Raw genomic sequence first — 17,653 nt, 5'->3', positions numbered from 1 at the left:
GAATTTATAAACCAAGGATGTGTCGGCCTTGTTTAAAGACAATATCTACTGGAATACCTGCTTGGTTGATGGCATCTAAAGAGCGCTTCAATTGAGGTGTGATTTGACCTTTGTTCTTCATCCATGCAGCGATGCCTTCATAATCACCATTACCCTGATGCGTCAGTATCTTTTCTGACAAAGAAGCAATGGCAGCAGACATCTTTTCAGCGTTTACCGAGTAATGTCCAGTTACCTCATCAAAGTTAAAGGCGCCGTTATCCGCAAAATAATTGAACCTCAATAAATTTGCAACGCCGTGAGCTGAGCTCGATCCAAAACGTATAGAGCGAAAAATTCCAGCCATGAAAGTGGTGTAATAATCCATCATTTCGCTGTCATCTAATTCACCCATCTTATAGAGTTTTTCAACCATATATAGACCAAGAATATCAGCTTTTCCTTCTTCAATAGATGAGGCATATTCTTTCAATGACGTTCGTACAGTGCCTTTGCCATTGATGGTGTTTTTGATGCCTAAGCCATGTGCCACTTCATGAAACATGGTGTTGGCAAAAAATGCATTGAATGTGATGTGCTTTCTTTGTTCTGGAGCCACTAACTCTTCTGCAATGGGTACCAAGATTTTCTCAAATTTGGCTTGCATGACATTTTTAAGTTGTAGGCGACGAGTGCCCTTTTCTAATTGCACGGATTCATCATTTGGTAAGTTGATGGCTATTGTTTTACTGCCTGCATTAGAGTGGCCGGCATAATATACGGCATCATAAGCATTTAAGTCTGAATCAGTTCCTGGTGTTTCTGTTTTATAGGCGTCAGGTACTGGCAGTTCTTTTTGTAGTTGAGGCAAAAAGGCCGCAAATTTTGCCAGCTTTTCACTCCAAGAAAGGTCTTTGATTAACACATAGGCTTCATAGGCAGCTTTGTAGCCAAACAATTGGTCTTCATAACTTTCTATAGGGCCAATGACTAAATCAATTTTATTCGACTTCATGTCCATCCAGGCCAAATCAGAGGCTTTGAATTGATCTGTGACCAAAGCTTCGGCTCGGAGTGTTAAATATTTTTTAAACCCTTCGTCTTCAGCTAAACTGGCCGCTTGTTGCAGAAAGTCTGAAGCTTTTTTCAAATCACTGGCATAGGCTTGGTGGAAAGGTACAGCCATTAATTGACCTTCTTCACCCCTGACTACATTGGTATACAGGTCTTTTAATTCATCAGTGGCTTGTGCTTCGAATTCAGCTTTGTCCATGTCTTTTGGATAGAAGTTAGCGCCCAAAGACTTCTCTTCTACGCCATCGATGAAAGGTTTGTCACCATCCAAACGATCCCATGGGCCATAGTTGATGTCTGCAATGCGGCGCAACTCTTCATCTCCAAGAGATTTCAGAAACGGATCTTGCTCACCATAAGCTTGTAACCAGAATAGCTTATCCATGATTTGTGAAGCTTTGATAAACAAAGGAATCATGGCTTTTTGATTGTCTGATAAATGGGATAAGTCACTGCTTAACTCAAACGTGGCATACTTGTTGATTAAAGTTTTGTTGCCAGTTACTGCTTTGACTTCGGTGCCTTGTTTTGTTTTATGATTTACTGGAGTTGTTTCAGTTGCTATCTGAGTTTGAGCCGATTCATTTGAAGGCTCGGCAGTGATCACTTTTTCATCACTGCAAGCAGTTAGCAAACTGGTGCTGAACATGGCGCAGGCAATGAACAATGTTTTTCTTTTCATGGTGTCTCCTTTTTTATTTTTTTGTACAAGTGGTTGAGGTCTGAAGCCGTTTGGTTAATTGGCCATTGAAAATTTTCAGGCAATGCCTGAATTGACCCTAAATTTTCTTCAATGTGATTTAATTTTTTAATGAAATCATGGGCGTCATTAGATTTGAAAATGAAGCCTTTGTTATATTGCTGGGCCAGCCAAGACATGCCAGACCCCAAGGTATCTGCTACCAATATGATTTTGTTGTGCCACATGGCTTCGAGTAACACCACGCCAAATGATTCCGCTCGGTCATTTGAGGTCAAACAAAAAACATCACAACTTTGATACAAGGCATTGACTTTTGGCCAGCTCAAGTTGCCCAATAGCTTGATGTTTTCTTGTAGCTTATTTTTTTTGATTTGTTTTTCCAGTTGGGCTTTGAGTTGGCCACTACCGGCAATTAAAGTGTGTTGGGACTGATGATGTATGCTGGCTTCTATCAAAAGCTTTTGGTTTTTATAAAACGTTAATCGACCTAAGTTAAACAACCTCAGTTTATTTTTTGGCCATTGTTGCTCTGCCCATTCTGTGGGTAATTGATCATTTGATTTGAGCATCGGTTTAATACCCAAAGGCAACACGTGACATTTCTCTCTGTTTTTTAGTAATGCAGGAGCTTGTTCAATGTATACAGGGCTGCTGCATAAAATCAATTGGCTCCTTTTGATTATTGCTTGTTCAATCGGTTTGATCAGTGCATAAATAAATTTGAGCAATTTAGATGATGACTCAGTCACCATATCTGAATGCCAGCGTAAGACCCAAGGCAGATTTTTTGATGCTTTATTGAATAGCAACAGAGCCAATGATGGATTGGGCCAATGTAGGTGAAGTATATCGAATTTGTTTTCTTTAAGTAGTTGATTGAGTGTTCTGCCCAGGCCAATCATCAGGGGAGTAAAGCAGATGGGTCTGGTTGATTTCAATCGAATGACTTTTACGCCGTTGACATGTTCAGTTTTTGTTTGAGAAAGTAGTTTGCCAAATTCGTGGTTGTGTACCATCACTGTGACTTGATGACCTTGTTCAACTTGTGCTTCGGCCAGGTCTTGTAAGTAGTGTTCCATACCGCCATGATAGGGCGGGTAATACTTACCAAGATGCAGGATGTTCATGGATTGCTTAACTGTCTTTTTGGAGGACTTCATCCAATTTGTTTTCGATGATTGCCATGCGTTGAGTTAAGCGTCTGATTTTTCTTTCCTTACGAGTCAGTGCCATGTCCATGGTCAACATTTTGATTAATATCAACGCCACAGCAAGAACCAGGATTAATGTGGGTGGGTAAACGATGCCTAAATGCCCAGCAATGAGATCTACCCACTGAGGGAAAGCGGCTAAAATGATAGTGGCCAATGCCACAAACAACCACCAAGTAGCAAATGGCCCGTGCATTTTATCTTTGCGAACCATATAGAAAATCGTCACAGAGAGCAGGGCGCCAATTACTAAGATTACAATGTTTGTCATTTCGTTTTTTTAACTCCAAAGTTGGCAATACACAAGGTGGTGGTTTGAATCATGTATTTCATCACAACCAACCATGAGCTGAATACTCTAGACTTTCCATCTTGACGGTCGTACATTTTAACAGGAACTTCAGAAATGGTTAAGCCTGATCTTAACAACAGGAGTAAAACACCAACATCTTGATAATCTAACAAGCTGGCACGTTCACCAGACAATAAAGTCAAGGCTTGTTTGTCATACAGTCTGAAGCCAGATGTTAAATCTTGAATTTTTATAAGGGTTAATGCTTTGAAGAACCCCCAAGCCATTTTTTTCAATCGACTGAGCCTTTTCGGAAAGGTTCCGATGATGACATTGTTGTCTTGGCTTTTACTGTTTAACAAGGTGGCTATTTCCTCAGGGAGGTGTTGCCCATCTGCATCCATTGTGACGACTTGGTCATAGCCATTGCTTAATGCATACCGAATGCCAGTTTGTGTTGCCCCCCAAGCACCCAGTTGGTCCGGCAAAGACAAACAAGTTACACCCATGTCTTTAGCTTTTAGCGCTGTACCATCACTACTGAAATCATCTACAATTAAAATGTCAAGACCACGTAATTGAGTGATTTGAGGCAGTAGCTTTTGTAAATTGTCTGCTTCGTTAAAGGCAGGAATGACAATTAATGTCTTCATGTCCTGATGCTTGGTTTAAAATAAGACGGTATTTATATACCATTACGCTTTTTTTCACAATCCATTGTTGTCATTTCTATGAACCCAAGCTCAGTTTTAACTTTACATGATTTGTTTTTAATCAAAGGTGGTGGAGAGCGATTGATCCACGATTTATGTTTGGGTTTAAACAGTGACTTGGTGACTGGAGCCATCAGTGAACAGGGTTTTGATTTATCCCAGTTGTCAGGTCAAGTCACAAACTTAAACGGCTTAAGTGGTTTGTCAGGCATAAAGACATGGTCACTGGCTCGTGCATTTAAAAAATATCGCCTTGATAAGGCATATGCCAATGTGATTTATTCTGGCGTGGCCAGTCCGCTGGCTATTAATAACATCAATGCACAAAAGCACGTATTTTATTGTCATACACCACCACGTTTTGTTTACGATAAGAAGGCGCATTACAGTAAAGATTTATCTTGGCTGGGCAAGCAGGCTTTGCACCTCCTGAACACATGGTTTCAGCCGCAGTATGAACAAGCGGTCAATCAGATGGATGTGGTGCTGACCAACTCACAATATGTGAAAAAGAGAATTAAAAATACCTTAAGTCTTGATGCCCAAGTGGTTTATCCACCATGTGATACTCAGCAATTCAGATGGAAAGCTCAAGGCGATTATTTTCTTTCATTGGCCAGATTAGATGGTTTAAAGCGAATAAAATCTATTGTAGAAGCATTCAAAAAAATGCCAGACAAAAAAGTGGTGATTGCATCTGGAGGTCCAGAGTCTGAGGCATTACAGAAATTAGCACAGGGTCATGACAATATTTCATTCACAGGCTGGCTCAGTGAAGAAAAATTGTTGGACCTATTGGGTGGCTGTTTGGCAACGATTTATGTGCCAGAAGATGAAGATTTTGGTATGACACCTGTCGAATCAATGGCCGCTGGGAAGCCTGTAATATGTTCAGATCATGGAGGTCCATTGGAATCTGTGATTAACCAAGAAACAGGTTTTTATGCAGACGATGAGCATTTGGTTGAATCAATTATAGCGTCGGTCAGTTTGTTGACACCACAAAAAGCCAGTAGCATGAGGGATGCATGTGAACACAGGGCTTTGGATTTCGATACCCACTTGTTTTTAAAAAATATTTCAAAATATTTGATTTGACTGCGACCTTTCGGTCCAAACTGTTATCTTTATAGGTAATAAACAAATTAATTAAGCCGTGAGCCCTTTCAGTATAGACATAGATGAGATGACCAAAGCCCAAGCGCAGAAAGGCAAGCAGGTGGCATACCGTCGCATTTACGATTTATATAAATCAGCTGTTTATAATTTGGCTTTTCGTATGCTACAAAGCCGTGAAGATGCTTTGGATGTTTTGCAAAATACATTTGTTGCTGCATTTCAAAAAATGGCACAACACTCAGGTGACGTGGCTTTTGGTTTTTGGCTAAGAAAGATAGCGGTGAACCAAAGCCTACAGTTGATCAAAAAAAATCACCGCCAACGAGAAAGTCAAATGTCCGTTGCGGAGCTTCCTGAACAAACTGCTGTCAATATTGACCTTAATCTTGCACATGATTTGAATGTGTTGCTGCAAAAGTTGCCACCCTTGTCACGCAGTGTTCTCTGGCTCTATGAAGTAGAAGGCTTCAGCCACAAAGAAATTGCAGACTGGTATCAAATGTCTGTCAGTTTCTCTAAGTCACAATTATCTAGAAGTAAAAAGTTAATGGCCGAATGGTTGGCCCATCAGGAGCAGGATAATGACCAAAAACACAACAATTGATGTGGCATCAGTTTTAAAGCAAGCGCCAGTGATGACGCCTGATATAGAGCAATTTGATCAAATCATGGATCAGTTACATCATGCTAAAAAGAAGCAACAGTGGTGGTTACCTATGGCAGCCATGTTTGTGTTGTTTGTCAGTGTATGGATGTTGTTGCCACCTTTGGTGACTGAAAGCAACAAAACGACAGTCAATGATCAGATGGCTCAGTTGATTAAGAAAGTTAATTTGATTGAACTGGCAGTTTTAAGCCAGTCAGTAAAGCACTCTGAGCCGGGCTCAGATATTTTAGAGAAAATGGTTTCTATAGAAAATTGGTTGGTACAGCTTAATACCAACATTGCGCAGAGCACTGATGAGCAACAGACGCTGGCGCTATTGAATGCAAAACTTGAGGTCTTGGATGATTTGGCGGCTTTACAAAAAAAATTGATGCCGCCAATTGAAACAAGCCAACCACTTATTTAGGAGAAAGAACATGAATAATACTTATTTAAAAACAGCCATAACAGCCGCTTTGATGGCAGCCAGTTTATCCTCTCTAGCAGAGGAGACTCAAACGGTAGATGTCGATGTTAAGGTAGAGGGCAATCAAGGTAAAGTCCTGATAATCAAAGATAACGATGGCAAAGTGACAAAAATACATGAAAATTTGGATTTGGCCGATGGTGAAGACATGCAAGACAAGCTTGATGCTTTGATGGCAGAACATGGTATTGATATCAATGCAGAAGGAGCTGAGGTTCATAAAGAAGTCATTGTTTTAAGTGACGAAGACATTGTTTTAAGTGACGAAGACATTGTTCATGGTAACCATAAAATGATGTTTGTCCAAAAAAGCAATGACATCAACGTAGATATAGAGGACGGCGTGGCCAAAGTCTTTATCAAGAAGGACGTGGATGGTGAAGTTCAAGTCATCGAAGAAACCATGGAGGTTGGTGAGGACGAGGATTTGAACCAATTGATTGAAGACCTGATGATTGAGCATGGCATAGAGGCTGATGAAGGCCAAGTTCACAAAAAAATAATTAAATTGGACCGCCGTGCTGTGTCCATTGATGAGAATAAGCCCAGGTTGGGTTTTATGGCTTCTGTGAGTGATGCTGGATGGGATGTCATCTCGGTTGTGCCAGAAAGTGGTGCAGCAGAAGCAGGTATTCAAGCAGGTGATGTGATCGTTTCAGTCGATGGTGCAGAAACGGGAAAAGAGGGCATGGGTTTGAATGACTTCTCAAAGAACAACTATCAAGCAGGTGACTTGATTGAAGTGATTGTTGATCGAAATGGAAATGAAATGGTAGTGGATGTTGAGGCCAAGGTGGTTAATTCACCAGATGTCTTGATGAAAAATGTTCACCAATGGATCAGCAAAGACGGTGAGGTTGAAATAGAAAATATCCATGGTCCGAGTGCCTTTACATTCAAGTTTGATGGGAAAGATGGCCAAGCTTTGGGTGAGCATTTGAATTTAGGTGACCATGAAGTTCGTGTGATGACCACTGGTGGTGAAGCTGATGCCTACTTTTTTTCAAATGGAAAAATGAATCAATGGTTGGGCAAGAAGCACCACTTTTCTACAGTCACAAAAGATTTAGGAAAGTATTTTGGTGTCGATTCAGGCGTTTTGGTTTTAGAAGTTGATGCCGATAATAAACTGGGCTTAGAAGATGGTGATGTCATTCAAAGCATCAATGGTGAGGTTGTCAACTCGCCCAAAGATGTGGTTAAAAAAATGTCTGCCTTGAAAAATGATGATCAAGTTGAGATAGAAATCTACCGTAATAAAGAAAAATTATATTTAGAGTCATAAAGTATTGAGTTATTTGATTCTATTTAATAGAATACGCTCCTCTTTGATGAACGGCACTTTCTTAAGTGCCGTTTTTAATCAAAGATGCCTTAATATTGCAGTGGACGCGTAGCTCAGCGGGAGAGCACTTCGTTGACATCGAAGGGGTCACTGGTTCAATCCCAGTCGTGTCCACCACTGCAAAACGTCACTACATCTCAGTATTTCAATTCACAGATTTATATATAAACACAGTTGTTGCGCCCGTTTTCTTTTGCTTTATAAAGTGCTTTGTCAGCACGTGAAATTAACTTGTCCTGAGTGTCTTCCGGCTGTAAAAGTGTAGCACCGATGCTGACAGTCATACTTTCAGTTGTGCCAAAACTTTCTTGTTCGAACTGTTTCCTTACTACATCACAGTACTGGATAAGGCTTTGTTTATTGACGTCAAGGGCTACAATAATAAACTCCTCTCCGCCCCACCTAAATAGAATGTCATCATTCTGAGTAAGCTCTGATAACAATTGTGCTGTTTGCTGTAACACCTTGTCCCCTATGTCATGACCAAAAGTGTCATTGACTGCTTTAAAGTGGTCAATGTCCAAAATGATCAAGCCAAATGAATGACTTTCCTTTGTACATTTGTCAATTTGAGCTTTTAAGACCTGGTTTAATTGGTTTCGATTAAAAACACCCGTTAAATTATCTGTAATTGCAATTTGATGCAATTCTTGGTGACTGCTGTAAACGGCTTTTCTAGATTGGTCAAAGATCAAAGCACCTAAAAAGCCAAATGAAAAACTACAGAATACCCAAAAAACGTGCATGGTGTAATAATCGGGCTGATTTATATAGAAATAGGCGGTCGTCAATAAAATTATGGCGGAGCAGGAAGCACTGATTAAGGCATGCTTAAATGTGAGCCCTGATATAACAAACGTCCAAAAAATAATCATGTAACCTTCCATCTGATAGGGTGCTTGGTAGGGGAGTTTGCTGATTATGTAAGCATGACAAATAATCGAAATGATTGGAGAAACCGCCAGGATATTCATTACGGTGTTGTAATATTTTCTGCGGAAAGCAAGAAAGCTGATGACTAATAGCATTGGGACAACCACAAACAAATGAACTTTTAGCATCAAGTTTTGTAGATTTTCGGTTGCCCAAGACTTGTTCAGCATTGAAAAAAGCATATATAGAATTGCTGTGAGAAAGGCTATGGCCGATATTTGTATTTGGCGTGATGGTTTGTCCCATTCCTCAAATTTTTCATCAAACGCATGACTCACAAGCTGAGTCGTTTTGAACGGAAATAATAATTGCAGAAAGTTATACATTATTTACGAATGTAGTCAAAATAATTTTTGATTACCTTGAGACTGAAACTTTTCTGCTTCCTCAAATAGCCAAGATTTAATGATTTGTAGCTTGGTGTCATTTTCATGACTTTCAGGGTAAACCAAATAATAGGACATTTGACTTTTCATCTTAATATCAAATGGCGCTACCAATAAGCCCCGTTCAATGTCATCCTGTACCAGTGTGGTTCTTCCGAGGGCAAAGCCTTGGTGATTTTCTACAGATTCTAACATTGTAACCGTATGACTGAATCGCGTGCCTCGTAGGTTGACTTGAGCTGTCAGTCCTGCCAATTCAAACCACTCATGCCAATCTTCAGTGGTAAAGTCCTCATGCAATAACTTTGCTTTGAGTAATTTGTCTGGAGATAATCGGCCCTCAAAAGAGTCATATAATTGCTTGCTACACACAGGAAAGACTTCTTCTTCTAAAAACAACTCAGCTTTTAATCCTGGGTAATGAGGTTCCGCTGTATAACGGATAGCAATATCACAGTCATCTTTTTTGAAGTCAGTTAACCATTCAAACGCTGAAATTCTGACATCTAATTCATTGTGTTGCTGTTGAAACTTCCATATCCTTTTAGATAGCCATTTCGTGGCGAAAGAAGGCAGAACAGAAATGTTTAATGTACCAGATGCATCTTGATTTTTTAGTTGTCTGGTCGCTTTCTCTATACCTTCTAGGGCATTGCGCACAGAAATCAAATACATGCGACCCTCAAAAGTTAATTTGAGTGCTCTGTTGTACCTTTTAAACAAAGGCACTCCTGTGATATTTTCCAGGTTTTTTATTTGGTGACTGATGGCGGCTTGAGTGACGTGTAATTCTTCTGCTGCCTTAGTGAAACTTAAATGACGAGCTGAAGCTTCAAAAGCTTTGATTGCTCTAAGTGGCGGTATGTTGCGGTATTTGATTGCCATGTGTTGTATATTTGTGAATTTCGGATAAGTGTAGTTTATCCGAAAGGCAAAAACAATTCGTTTGTTTTTTTTATTTTTTTACTTAAAATAGGCAGCCGTTGAAGGGGGAAAGCCTTTCAACAAAAAATTCTTAAAATGCTTTGAACTTTTCTTATTAAGATGGTTCTAAGGTTTATGAAAGACGAATGTGTATTCATCTTTTGTTCATAATCATTAAGTAAAATGATTATGAAGAGAACATAAGTTTTTTTTCATTGTTCCCTGAAGTCGCAAGACTTCAACCATGTGATTTATTTCACATGACCAATTGCTGAGGTTTTTCCTCCCTCTTCCTCAGCTAATAGCTTCGGGCCTCATTTTAGAGGCCCTTTTTTTTGCCTTTTTTTGACAAAAATTTGCCAAAAATGCTTGTTCGTCTGTTCTTTGGAGTCTGTATTTGTTATTTATTGTGACATTGTGTTCAAAAAATGTCATTTCTTGCTCTGTGAGGTTATGATTTAACACGTGTGTGTAAAATGTTGCAGTTGCAACATTAAATAGAGAGTGCGAATGCAAAAAACCATCATTATCATAGTTACCGTTTTGTGTTCTTTGGGATTCAGCGCGTGGATGTTTGAGCCAGTAAAAGATATACGGTTTTTTAATTTGTTGACAGAGTCTTTTACAGCCATAATGGCGGTTTTCTTTTACTTTAAAGTAGATGATTTAAAAGACAAACCTTATCACCCCTACTTGTCATGGGGATTCTATTTGGCGTTCGTCGCTTTACTCGCAGACTCATTTGATCAGCTTTATTATCATGGTGAGGTTTATACAGCCATTATAGAGAAGAGTTTAAAGTTATTGGGTTATGCCTTTGTTTTTATAGGTGTAAAAAAATGGCTGGAAGAATACCAGTCTTTGAATGTTGCCTTAACAAGGCAGGCGATTAGGGATGGTTTGACAGGGCTTTATAACAGAAGAGGAATGCAGCGTCAGCTGGAAAAAATCCATGAAGTTGCTCATAAGAATAATGAGACGTATGCTGTTATTATTATTGATTTTGATGACTTTAAGGTAATAAATGATACCTATGGTCATGTGGCCGGTGATGAGGTGCTCAGTAAAGCAGGTCAGTCTTTGTTGGCATTTTTAAGTGACTCTCAAAAAGTGGGTCGTTGGGGTGGTGAAGAATTTGCCATTGTTGAATTAGGCGTTGGTGTTGATGAAGCGGCTGAAACGTGTGAAAACATCAGGATTCATTTGTCCGAAATTAATATGTCAGGGTCAATCCAAGATCATCAAGTAACCCTAAGCTTTGGTGTCAGCCAGTGCAAAGGTAAAGAGCCATACATGGAAGTCGTTAAAAGAGCAGACAGGGCATTATATCAATCAAAAACTGCTGGAAAAAATTGCGTAACTGTTTTATAAATATGCTTTATTAAAACTGAGTGGCTATTTTGACAAATTTTATTGGCGTTTACGAGAACGTTTTATCGGAAGCATTTTGCCAAAAGGCAATTGAAAAATTCAATCAAAGTCAACATGCTGCACCAGGTGCTACTGGACAGGGTGTGGATTTAATCAAAAAGAACAGTAGCGACATCACGATCAATAATTTTTCTGAGTGGCAAGAAGATATTAATGTGTTACAAAATGCAGTGCTTACAGGATTGGTGCAGTATGTCAGGGCACACCCATTCCTGTTGGCAGGTGCCATTTCTGTTCAGGTACAAACTGAAAACGGGGTTGAGTCTGTTTCTTATGTAGACATTCCCAACCTGTCTGACGAGGCTTTAGTAAACATGATTAAAGCAGTATATAGGCTGGGTTCAATCAACATTCAAAAGTATAAAAAGAATGAAGGCGGGTATTTTTACTGGCATTCTGAAGTTTATCCGCACCCCAAAGACGAATATAACGACTCTTTGCACAGAACATTGTTGTGGATGTTTTATTTGAATGATGTAGAAGAAGGGGGGGAGACTGATTTTTATTTTCAAAATACCAGTGTCAAACCCAAGCGTGGTTCATTGGTCATAGCGCCTGCTGGTTTTACCCATACTCACAGGGGAAATAAACCGGTATCTGATGATAAATATATTTTTACTTCATGGCTGTTGTATCAACGATCAAGTCAGTTATATGGTACACCAGCATCATGAGCAAGCCGCAAAAAATAGGTCAGTTGGCCATCAGCTGCAGTGACAAGGATCGTTCAGTGTCATTTTACAGTGAGGTTGTGGGTTTGGAACTGCTTTTTGATACTGACAGTGGCATGGCATTTATGCAGTGTGGCGAAGTCAGGCTGATGTTAACTGAATTACAGGGACATACTAAGGACCATCACACATCTGTTATCTACTATCAATTAGATGATTTGAATGGCTGGTTTGAGCAAACTGATTTACAACATGTTGCTGTAGAGAAGGCACCACATTTTGTTGTTAAGATGGCAGATCATGATTTATGGATGGCTTTTTTACGTGATCCGGACGGTCATTTGGTAGGGTTGATGGAAGAAAGGGCTTTTCAAGATTAAATACTTCATAAAATATATTGCACATTTCAACTGTGTGGGTATAATTCACGGACTTTTAAAAACAAGCGGTAAATTATGAAAGTTTTATCATCTTTGAAATCAGCCAAGACTCGTTCAAGAGACTGCAAAGTGGTTCGTCGCCGTGGAAAAGTTTTTGTGATTTGTAAATCAAATCCAAAATTGAAAGCACGTCAAAGATAAACCGCCCAGAGAAATCTTGAAAGCTGAATTTTAAAAATACCCTCAATCGAGGGTATTTTTTTGTCTTGAAAATATCAACTGTCTCTCATTGTGCTCAATTTGATATACTGCATTGATGAAAAAAACACTTATCTTATTATCATTCTTCCTCAGTGCGGGTGTATTGGCCAGTAATGAAGCTGTGCGTGCCTATGTGATTGAGCAATACCGCTCCATTATTGAACCACTGTTCTCCTCTGGAGAGTCTACACAGCCTAAGTTTGACACTTTTTATACGGCCATGGTTGAAGAACTGCCTTTTCAGCAACGTGCTGAAAGGTCGTTGGAGTTGGCGATTAATCGTTTTGAAGGTGCGCCAGATTATATTTTAAAGTACGCCGAAAATTGGCATGGAGAAATAGAATCAAACCCACGGTTACAAACGTTAACCACTACCGCTTTGAATTCACCGTTGATTGAAATTCGAATGGCGGGGTTTGAATTGTATTTGGCACAATATGACGTCGATAAAACACCCGAAAAAGTCGATCGATTGATAAGACAGTTTGAGCGTAAACCTGAAAAGAATGCAGCAGGAGCTTTGTGGGCCATGGCAGCGATTGCTGCTCGTGGTGTTGATCGTGTAAAGGTTTATGATGTACTGATAGAAGCCATTGGCAGTGAAAGCGATAAAGTCAGGCAAGGGGCGGTAGAGGCACTTGCTCGTTTTGGTGGAGAAGAAATCATTGAGCCTTTGTTGTTTGTGGCGCAAAATGATACATCAGCTTATATTCAAGAGCGGGCATTCTGTGGCTTAGCTCAAACAGGCACTTTGCAAGTTATAGAGCGTTATGCTGCATTGCCGACCTTGATTAAGTTAGCACATGACCCGAACAGCACCGATCAAGAATTGGGCTGGATTTATCAAGCATTGAAGGAAATCAGTAATTTATATGACATTCCTAATGATCCTGAAGCATGGGAGGAACGATTGATTGATGTTGGAATGTTACAACTTCAATAAACAACGATCATGGATTATTTAAAGCTAAACAAAAAAGCTTGGGATGCCAAAACCAAAATTCATGTCAAATCGTCTTTTTATGATGTGCCTGCATTTAAAGCCGGTAACAACACTTTGAATGACATTGAAATGAAGGCTTTGGGCGATGTTTCAGGCAAAAGTTTGTTACACCTTCAGTGCCATTTTGGATTGGATTCATTGTCTTGGGCGAGGTTGGGGGCAAAGGTTACTGGCGTCGATTTGTCATCAGTGGCGATCAAGCAAGCGCAAGATTTGAGTGAACAGTGCGACTTACACGCCACTTTTATATGTGATGATGTCATCAATTATCTACAAAAACGCCGTCAATTCGATGTGGTGTTCACTTCATATGGGACCATTTGTTGGCTGTCAGACATCAAAGCTTGGGCGCAAGGCGTGGCCAGGCAACTTAAGCCAGGTGGTACTTTCTTTATGGCAGAATTTCATCCTGTCTATGATTTGCTTGATGGGTATTCATATTTTCATCAGCTTGAACCCGATGTTGAAACTGAAACGGTTTACACAGAAAACAAGTCTGAAGAAAAACAAGCCATTGCTGTGTGGTCACACCCGCTTGGTGAAGTTATCTCAGCATTGTTATGTGCAGGTTTAAGTATTCAAGCTTTTGAAGAGTTTGATTACAGCCCATATGATTGCTTTGATAACATGGAAGAACGCCAGGCCGGTCAATTTCACCTTCAGCATAAAGGCAATGATATACCTTTGGTTTATGCGTTGAAAGCTGTTAAAGAATGTAGCGAAGAAACGGTCTCAAGCTATCAAAAATAAGCACAAGACCTGACGGTTTTCTGACATCAATACGTTGAAGGTTCGGGCGGCAGCGGCATTGGTCATCACTTCTAAGCCGATGTTGTTTTTCACCAAGGGCAGTAACAAGTCAGTGTCTGGGTATTCAATGTGCTCGCCAGTGGCCAGCACAATGATTTCAGGTTGATAATCACATAACTTTTGAACCAATGATTCATCTAGTTCCCTAACGGTTTTTGTTCCCACAGTTTCAATGGGTGCATCCCAAGGCACAATGATGCTCTGGTTGTAGCTTTGTCCTGCGGTATGGCACAAGCCCGTTTCGGCTTGTGAAATTAAATTCGGATGGTCGTTTCCGTGTTCAGTGAGTTGCATGTGATTACTGGGTTGTTATTTTGGAAGCTCGTAAACGCCGTCTTTTGGATTGGCGCGGTATAAAGTCAGTACTTGGCCAATACTTTGAACTTCTTGTGCATTCGATGATTTGATCAATTCTTCAGCCATTGCTTTGCGTGTTTCACGGTCGGCTCTGATTTTTACTTTGACCAATTCATGGCGTTCTAAACAGATGTCCAGCTCTGTCAAGATATTTTCTGTCACGCCTTTGTCTGCAATTGTAACCAAAGGGCTGATGTGATGCGCGACACCGCGCAGGTATTTTGTCGCATTTTTGCTCAAAGGAGCGGCTTGTTTTTTCGTTTTGTTTGTCATTGGTGGTAAAATTTCCATAATTTCCGCATATTTTATCAGATGGCAAGAAGTAAAAGTTCAAATCAATGGCTAAAAGAACATTTTGACGATGAATTTGTCAAATTGTCACAGGAACGTGGTTACCGCGCCCGCTCAGCATTTAAACTCGAAGAAATGGTGGCTAAGTTTGACCTGCTCAAAGGTGTTGAGGCTGTGGTTGATTTGGGTGCCGCTCCGGGTGGCTGGTGTCAAGTAGTCAAGTACCATTTAAAGTCAGATGCGATGGTGGTGGGTCTAGATTTACTAGACATTGAACCCATTGAAGGGGTGGATTTTATCCAAGGTGATTTCACATCGGACGAAGTTTATGATCAATTATTGACGCTGTTAGGCGATAAAAAAATAGACCTTGTTTTATCGGATATGGCCCCAAACTTATCTGGAATGAATGCCATGGATCAGCCACGATGTATGTATTTAGCAGAGTTGGCTTTGGATTTTTGTCACCAAGCCTTGAACAAAAATGGTAACCATGCCATCAAGTTGTTTCAAGGGGCTGGTTTTGATGAGCACATCCAAAACATGAAACAGGCATTCAAAAAAGTGACCATATATAAACCCAAATCATCGCGAGCGCGTTCGAGAGAAGTGTTTGCCGTGGCCCAAGGCTTTAAATGACTGGATCATTAAAACTGAATTTATAAAGTAATTTAAATTAAAGAGAAGCAATTTGAATAACGTAGCAAAAAACATATTACTGTGGGTGGTTGTACTGATGATACTGATGAGTGTCTTTGGCAGCATGTTACAAGCACCACAACAAAAAGGCCAAGTGGTCTATTCTGACTTTATTAATATGGTTCAAAATGGCCAAATTGAAGAAGTGTTGATTGATCCAGAAACATCAGTACATCGAAAAATAAGAGCCAAAACAAAAAGTGGTGAACAGTTTGAGGTACAAGCGGGAAATGACCCACACCTTGAAGATGATTTGATCTTAAATGACGTCAAATATGCGGTTGAAGCACCGCAAGAAACCAGTATTTTTTGGCGTGTTTTTGAAACCATTTTCCCAATTTTATTGTTCTTGGGTTTGTGGTTTGTCATCATGCGTCAAATGCAAGGTGGCGGCGGCAAGGGCGGCGCCATGAGTTTTGGTAAGTCCAAAGCGAAACTGCTGAATGAAGATCAGAACAAAGTGACTTTTGCTGACATGGCCGGTGCCGAAGAAGCCAAAGAAGAGGTCGGCGAAGTGGTTGATTTCTTGCGTGACCCGAGCAAATTTCAAAAACTCGGTGGTCACATTCCTCGTGGTATTTTGATGGTGGGATCGCCAGGTACCGGTAAAACATTGTTAGCCAAAGCGATTGCTGGTGAAGCACGTGTGCCTTTCTTTACCATATCAGGTTCTGACTTTGTAGAAATGTTTGTAGGTGTCGGTGCATCACGTGTACGTGACATGTTCGAACAAGCCAAGAAAAATTCACCTTGTATCATTTTTATTGATGAGATTGATGCGGTCGGTCGCCAACGTGGCGCCGGTTTAGGCGGTGGTCATGATGAGCGCGAACAAACTTTAAATCAGTTATTGGTTGAAATGGACGGTTTTGAAGGCAATGAGGGTGTGATTGTGATTGCAGCGACTAACAGACCAGATGTATTAGACCCAGCTTTGTTACGCCCCGGTCGATTTGACAGACAGGTGGTTGTGCCATTGCCAGACATCAAAGGCCGTGAAGCCATTTTGAAAGTACACATGAAAAAAGTGCCATTGGCAGATGACGTCAGTCCTTTGGTGATTGCACGTGGTACACCAGGATTCTCAGGTGCAGATTTGGCTAACTTGGTTAATGAAGCCGCTTTGTTTGCCGCACGTTTTGATAAAACTGAAATCGACATGGAGCTTTTCGACAAAGCACGTGACAAAATCATGATGGGTGCTGAACGTAAATCCATGGTGATGAAAGACGAAGAAAAGCGCAACACGGCATACCATGAAGCCGGTCATGCCATCGTTGGTCATTTGGTTCCAGAACATGACCCAGTGTATAAGGTAACCATCATTCCTCGAGGTCGAGCTCTGGGTGTGACCATGTATTTGCCTGAAGAAGACCGTTATTCATACAGTAAAACCGCTTTAGAGAGCCAAATTTCAAGTTTGTATGGTGGCCGCATTGCCGAAGAAATCATCGGCGGCGCAGATGCTGTGACCACAGGTGCATCAAATGACATTGAACGTGCCACGGCCATTGCTAAGAATATGGTGACCAAGTGGGGCTTGTCTGACGAGTTGGGCCCACTGTCTTACTCAGAAGATGAAGGTGAAGTGTTCTTGGGTCGCCAAGTGACACAACACAAACACATGTCTGATACCACCGCTGATAAGATTGATTTGGCAGTGCGAACGTTGATTGATAAAAATTATGCCCGCGCAGAAAAAATCTTGAATGAAAATTTAGATAAATTACATGTGATGGCCAAGGCTTTGATAACCTATGAAACCATCGATGCCAAGCAAATTGAAGAAATCATGGCTGGAAAAGAGCCTTCACCACCTGAAGATTGGATCAGTGAAGACAATGACAGTGACAATGACGGCGGTAACAAAGACAGCAAAAGCGACAAAAAGGCAGGTCCTTTTGGAGACACCGCTGAACAAACCTAATAGATTTCATT

Annotated in this window: 20 protein-coding genes and 1 tRNA gene; 13 read left to right on the top strand and 8 right to left on the bottom strand. The window is 40.5% G+C overall.

Annotation, left to right across the window (positions count from 1 at the left end; translation table 11 throughout):
• Positions 1 to 4: 4 nt before the first annotated feature.
• Genes FET73_RS08395 through FET73_RS08380 form a run of 4 tightly spaced genes read right to left on the bottom strand, consistent with a single transcriptional unit; the run spans position 5 to position 3,912 of the window.
• Positions 5 to 1,735, bottom strand: a complete 1,731-nt coding sequence (locus FET73_RS08395) for a dipeptidyl-peptidase 3 family protein (RefSeq protein ID WP_154223509.1) — start codon at positions 1,733 to 1,735, stop codon at positions 5 to 7.
• On the bottom strand, positions 1,732 to 2,883 hold the full coding sequence (locus FET73_RS08390; protein ID WP_179952193.1) for a glycosyltransferase: 1,152 nt from the start codon (positions 2,881 to 2,883) through the stop codon (positions 1,732 to 1,734). The genes FET73_RS08395 and FET73_RS08390 overlap by 4 nt, the downstream gene beginning before the upstream one ends.
• 7 nt (positions 2,884 to 2,890) lie before the next feature.
• Positions 2,891 to 3,238: a DUF2304 domain-containing protein gene (locus tag FET73_RS08385; protein WP_154223507.1), complete on the bottom strand. Its 348-nt coding sequence runs from the start codon at positions 3,236 to 3,238 to the stop codon at positions 2,891 to 2,893.
• A complete protein-coding gene (locus tag FET73_RS08380) occupies positions 3,235 to 3,912 on the bottom strand; it encodes a glycosyltransferase family 2 protein (RefSeq protein WP_154223506.1) in 678 nt (225 codons plus the stop codon). Before FET73_RS08380 ends, FET73_RS08385 begins: the two co-directional genes overlap by 4 nt.
• A 78-nt stretch (positions 3,913 to 3,990) precedes the next feature.
• On the opposite strand from FET73_RS08380, the gene FET73_RS08375 reads away from it, so the two are divergent.
• The 5 genes from FET73_RS08375 (at position 3,991) to FET73_RS08355 (ending at position 7,686) form a co-directional block, all read left to right on the top strand.
• On the top strand, positions 3,991 to 5,070 hold the full coding sequence (locus FET73_RS08375) for a glycosyltransferase (protein ID WP_154223505.1): 1,080 nt from the start codon (positions 3,991 to 3,993) through the stop codon (positions 5,068 to 5,070).
• 58 nt (positions 5,071 to 5,128) lie between these two features.
• On the top strand, positions 5,129 to 5,695 hold the full coding sequence (locus FET73_RS08370; RefSeq protein ID WP_154223504.1) for a sigma-70 family RNA polymerase sigma factor: 567 nt from the start codon (positions 5,129 to 5,131) through the stop codon (positions 5,693 to 5,695).
• On the top strand, positions 5,673 to 6,164 hold the full coding sequence (locus FET73_RS08365) for a hypothetical protein (protein WP_154223503.1): 492 nt from the start codon (positions 5,673 to 5,675) through the stop codon (positions 6,162 to 6,164). Before FET73_RS08370 ends, FET73_RS08365 begins: the two co-directional genes overlap by 23 nt.
• Before the next feature lie 10 nt (positions 6,165 to 6,174).
• Positions 6,175 to 7,509 (top strand): PDZ domain-containing protein, encoded by a 1,335-nt coding sequence (locus FET73_RS08360; RefSeq protein WP_154223502.1) that lies wholly within the window; start codon positions 6,175 to 6,177, stop codon positions 7,507 to 7,509.
• Positions 7,510 to 7,611: 102 nt separating this feature from the next.
• A tRNA-Val gene (locus FET73_RS08355) sits at positions 7,612 to 7,686 on the top strand.
• A gap of 41 nt (positions 7,687 to 7,727) precedes the next feature.
• Here the strand turns inward: FET73_RS08355 and FET73_RS08350 are convergent.
• Positions 7,728 to 8,828, bottom strand: coding sequence for a GGDEF domain-containing protein (locus tag FET73_RS08350; protein ID WP_154223501.1), 1,101 nt, complete (start codon positions 8,826 to 8,828; stop codon positions 7,728 to 7,730).
• A gap of 15 nt (positions 8,829 to 8,843) precedes the next feature.
• Entirely contained in the window at positions 8,844 to 9,773 is a 930-nt protein-coding gene (gcvA, locus tag FET73_RS08345; RefSeq protein ID WP_154223500.1) for a transcriptional regulator GcvA, read from the bottom strand.
• Between the two features lie 549 nt (positions 9,774 to 10,322).
• Between gcvA and FET73_RS08340 the strand changes: the two genes are divergently transcribed.
• The 6 genes from FET73_RS08340 (at position 10,323) to FET73_RS08315 (ending at position 14,308) form a co-directional block, all read left to right on the top strand.
• Positions 10,323 to 11,183 (top strand): GGDEF domain-containing protein, encoded by an 861-nt coding sequence (locus FET73_RS08340; RefSeq protein WP_154223499.1) that lies wholly within the window; start codon positions 10,323 to 10,325, stop codon positions 11,181 to 11,183.
• Between the two features lie 29 nt (positions 11,184 to 11,212).
• The gene (locus FET73_RS08335; RefSeq protein ID WP_154223498.1) at positions 11,213 to 11,917 is read left to right on the top strand and encodes a 2OG-Fe(II) oxygenase; all 705 of its coding nucleotides are present in this window, start codon (positions 11,213 to 11,215) and stop codon (positions 11,915 to 11,917) included.
• Complete coding sequence (locus FET73_RS08330; RefSeq protein ID WP_179952192.1) at positions 11,914 to 12,294, top strand: VOC family protein; 381 nt, start codon at positions 11,914 to 11,916, stop codon at positions 12,292 to 12,294. The genes FET73_RS08335 and FET73_RS08330 overlap by 4 nt, the downstream gene beginning before the upstream one ends.
• A 75-nt stretch (positions 12,295 to 12,369) precedes the next feature.
• Positions 12,370 to 12,495, top strand: coding sequence for a type B 50S ribosomal protein L36 (gene ykgO, locus FET73_RS08325; protein ID WP_077412593.1), 126 nt, complete (start codon positions 12,370 to 12,372; stop codon positions 12,493 to 12,495).
• 115 nt (positions 12,496 to 12,610) lie between these two features.
• Positions 12,611 to 13,498 (top strand): HEAT repeat domain-containing protein, encoded by an 888-nt coding sequence (locus tag FET73_RS08320; RefSeq protein WP_154223496.1) that lies wholly within the window; start codon positions 12,611 to 12,613, stop codon positions 13,496 to 13,498.
• A 9-nt stretch (positions 13,499 to 13,507) separates the two neighbouring features.
• Positions 13,508 to 14,308, top strand: a complete 801-nt coding sequence (locus FET73_RS08315; protein ID WP_154223495.1) for a class I SAM-dependent methyltransferase — start codon at positions 13,508 to 13,510, stop codon at positions 14,306 to 14,308.
• Here FET73_RS08315 and FET73_RS08310 read toward each other — a convergent pair.
• Both FET73_RS08310 and yhbY read right to left on the bottom strand, forming a co-directional pair.
• Positions 14,291 to 14,662 carry an Mth938-like domain-containing protein gene (locus FET73_RS08310; RefSeq protein ID WP_154223494.1) on the bottom strand — a complete coding sequence of 124 codons (372 nt, stop codon included), beginning with the start codon at positions 14,660 to 14,662 and terminating at the stop codon, positions 14,291 to 14,293. The genes FET73_RS08315 and FET73_RS08310 overlap by 18 nt on opposite strands.
• 15 nt (positions 14,663 to 14,677) lie before the next feature.
• Positions 14,678 to 15,016 carry a ribosome assembly RNA-binding protein YhbY gene (gene yhbY, locus FET73_RS08305; RefSeq protein WP_154223493.1) on the bottom strand — a complete coding sequence of 113 codons (339 nt, stop codon included), beginning with the start codon at positions 15,014 to 15,016 and terminating at the stop codon, positions 14,678 to 14,680.
• A gap of 21 nt (positions 15,017 to 15,037) precedes the next feature.
• Here yhbY and FET73_RS08300 point away from each other — a divergent pair, with 21 nt between their 5' ends.
• Positions 15,038 to 15,655: an RlmE family RNA methyltransferase gene (locus FET73_RS08300; protein ID WP_154223492.1), complete on the top strand. Its 618-nt coding sequence runs from the start codon at positions 15,038 to 15,040 to the stop codon at positions 15,653 to 15,655.
• Between the two features lie 52 nt (positions 15,656 to 15,707).
• On the top strand, positions 15,708 to 17,642 hold the full coding sequence (gene ftsH / locus FET73_RS08295; RefSeq protein WP_154223491.1) for an ATP-dependent zinc metalloprotease FtsH: 1,935 nt from the start codon (positions 15,708 to 15,710) through the stop codon (positions 17,640 to 17,642).
• Positions 17,643 to 17,653: the final 11 nt, after the last annotated feature.

Source organism: Marinicella rhabdoformis, from assembly GCF_009671245.1.
Lineage (GTDB): Bacteria > Pseudomonadota > Gammaproteobacteria > Xanthomonadales > Marinicellaceae > Marinicella > Marinicella rhabdoformis.
The sequence above is the reverse complement of the archived record's forward strand: the minus strand, read 5'-3'. Positions and strand labels throughout refer to the sequence as shown.

Bases quoted from the DNA above. Each gene is read 5' to 3' on its own strand.
- FET73_RS08395 (WP_154223509.1), bottom strand. From the start codon at position 1,735: ATGAAAAGAAAAACATTGTTCATTGCCTGCGCCATGTTCAGCACCAGT.
- FET73_RS08390 (WP_179952193.1), bottom strand. From the start codon at position 2,883: ATGAACATCCTGCATCTTGGTAAGTATTACCCGCCCTATCATGGCGGT.
- FET73_RS08385 (WP_154223507.1), bottom strand. From the start codon at position 3,238: ATGACAAACATTGTAATCTTAGTAATTGGCGCCCTGCTCTCTGTGACG.
- FET73_RS08380 (WP_154223506.1), bottom strand. From the start codon at position 3,912: ATGAAGACATTAATTGTCATTCCTGCCTTTAACGAAGCAGACAATTTA.
- FET73_RS08375 (WP_154223505.1), top strand. From the start codon at position 3,991: ATGAACCCAAGCTCAGTTTTAACTTTACATGATTTGTTTTTAATCAAA.
- FET73_RS08365 (WP_154223503.1), top strand. From the start codon at position 5,673: ATGACCAAAAACACAACAATTGATGTGGCATCAGTTTTAAAGCAAGCG.
- FET73_RS08360 (WP_154223502.1), top strand. From the start codon at position 6,175: ATGAATAATACTTATTTAAAAACAGCCATAACAGCCGCTTTGATGGCA.
- FET73_RS08350 (WP_154223501.1), bottom strand. From the start codon at position 8,828: ATGTATAACTTTCTGCAATTATTATTTCCGTTCAAAACGACTCAGCTT.
- gcvA (WP_154223500.1), bottom strand. From the start codon at position 9,773: ATGGCAATCAAATACCGCAACATACCGCCACTTAGAGCAATCAAAGCT.
- FET73_RS08340 (WP_154223499.1), top strand. From the start codon at position 10,323: ATGCAAAAAACCATCATTATCATAGTTACCGTTTTGTGTTCTTTGGGA.
- FET73_RS08330 (WP_179952192.1), top strand. From the start codon at position 11,914: ATGAGCAAGCCGCAAAAAATAGGTCAGTTGGCCATCAGCTGCAGTGAC.
- ykgO (WP_077412593.1), top strand. From the start codon at position 12,370: ATGAAAGTTTTATCATCTTTGAAATCAGCCAAGACTCGTTCAAGAGAC.
- FET73_RS08320 (WP_154223496.1), top strand. From the start codon at position 12,611: ATGAAAAAAACACTTATCTTATTATCATTCTTCCTCAGTGCGGGTGTA.
- FET73_RS08315 (WP_154223495.1), top strand. From the start codon at position 13,508: ATGGATTATTTAAAGCTAAACAAAAAAGCTTGGGATGCCAAAACCAAA.
- FET73_RS08310 (WP_154223494.1), bottom strand. From the start codon at position 14,662: ATGCAACTCACTGAACACGGAAACGACCATCCGAATTTAATTTCACAA.
- yhbY (WP_154223493.1), bottom strand. From the start codon at position 15,016: ATGGAAATTTTACCACCAATGACAAACAAAACGAAAAAACAAGCCGCT.
- FET73_RS08300 (WP_154223492.1), top strand. From the start codon at position 15,038: ATGGCAAGAAGTAAAAGTTCAAATCAATGGCTAAAAGAACATTTTGAC.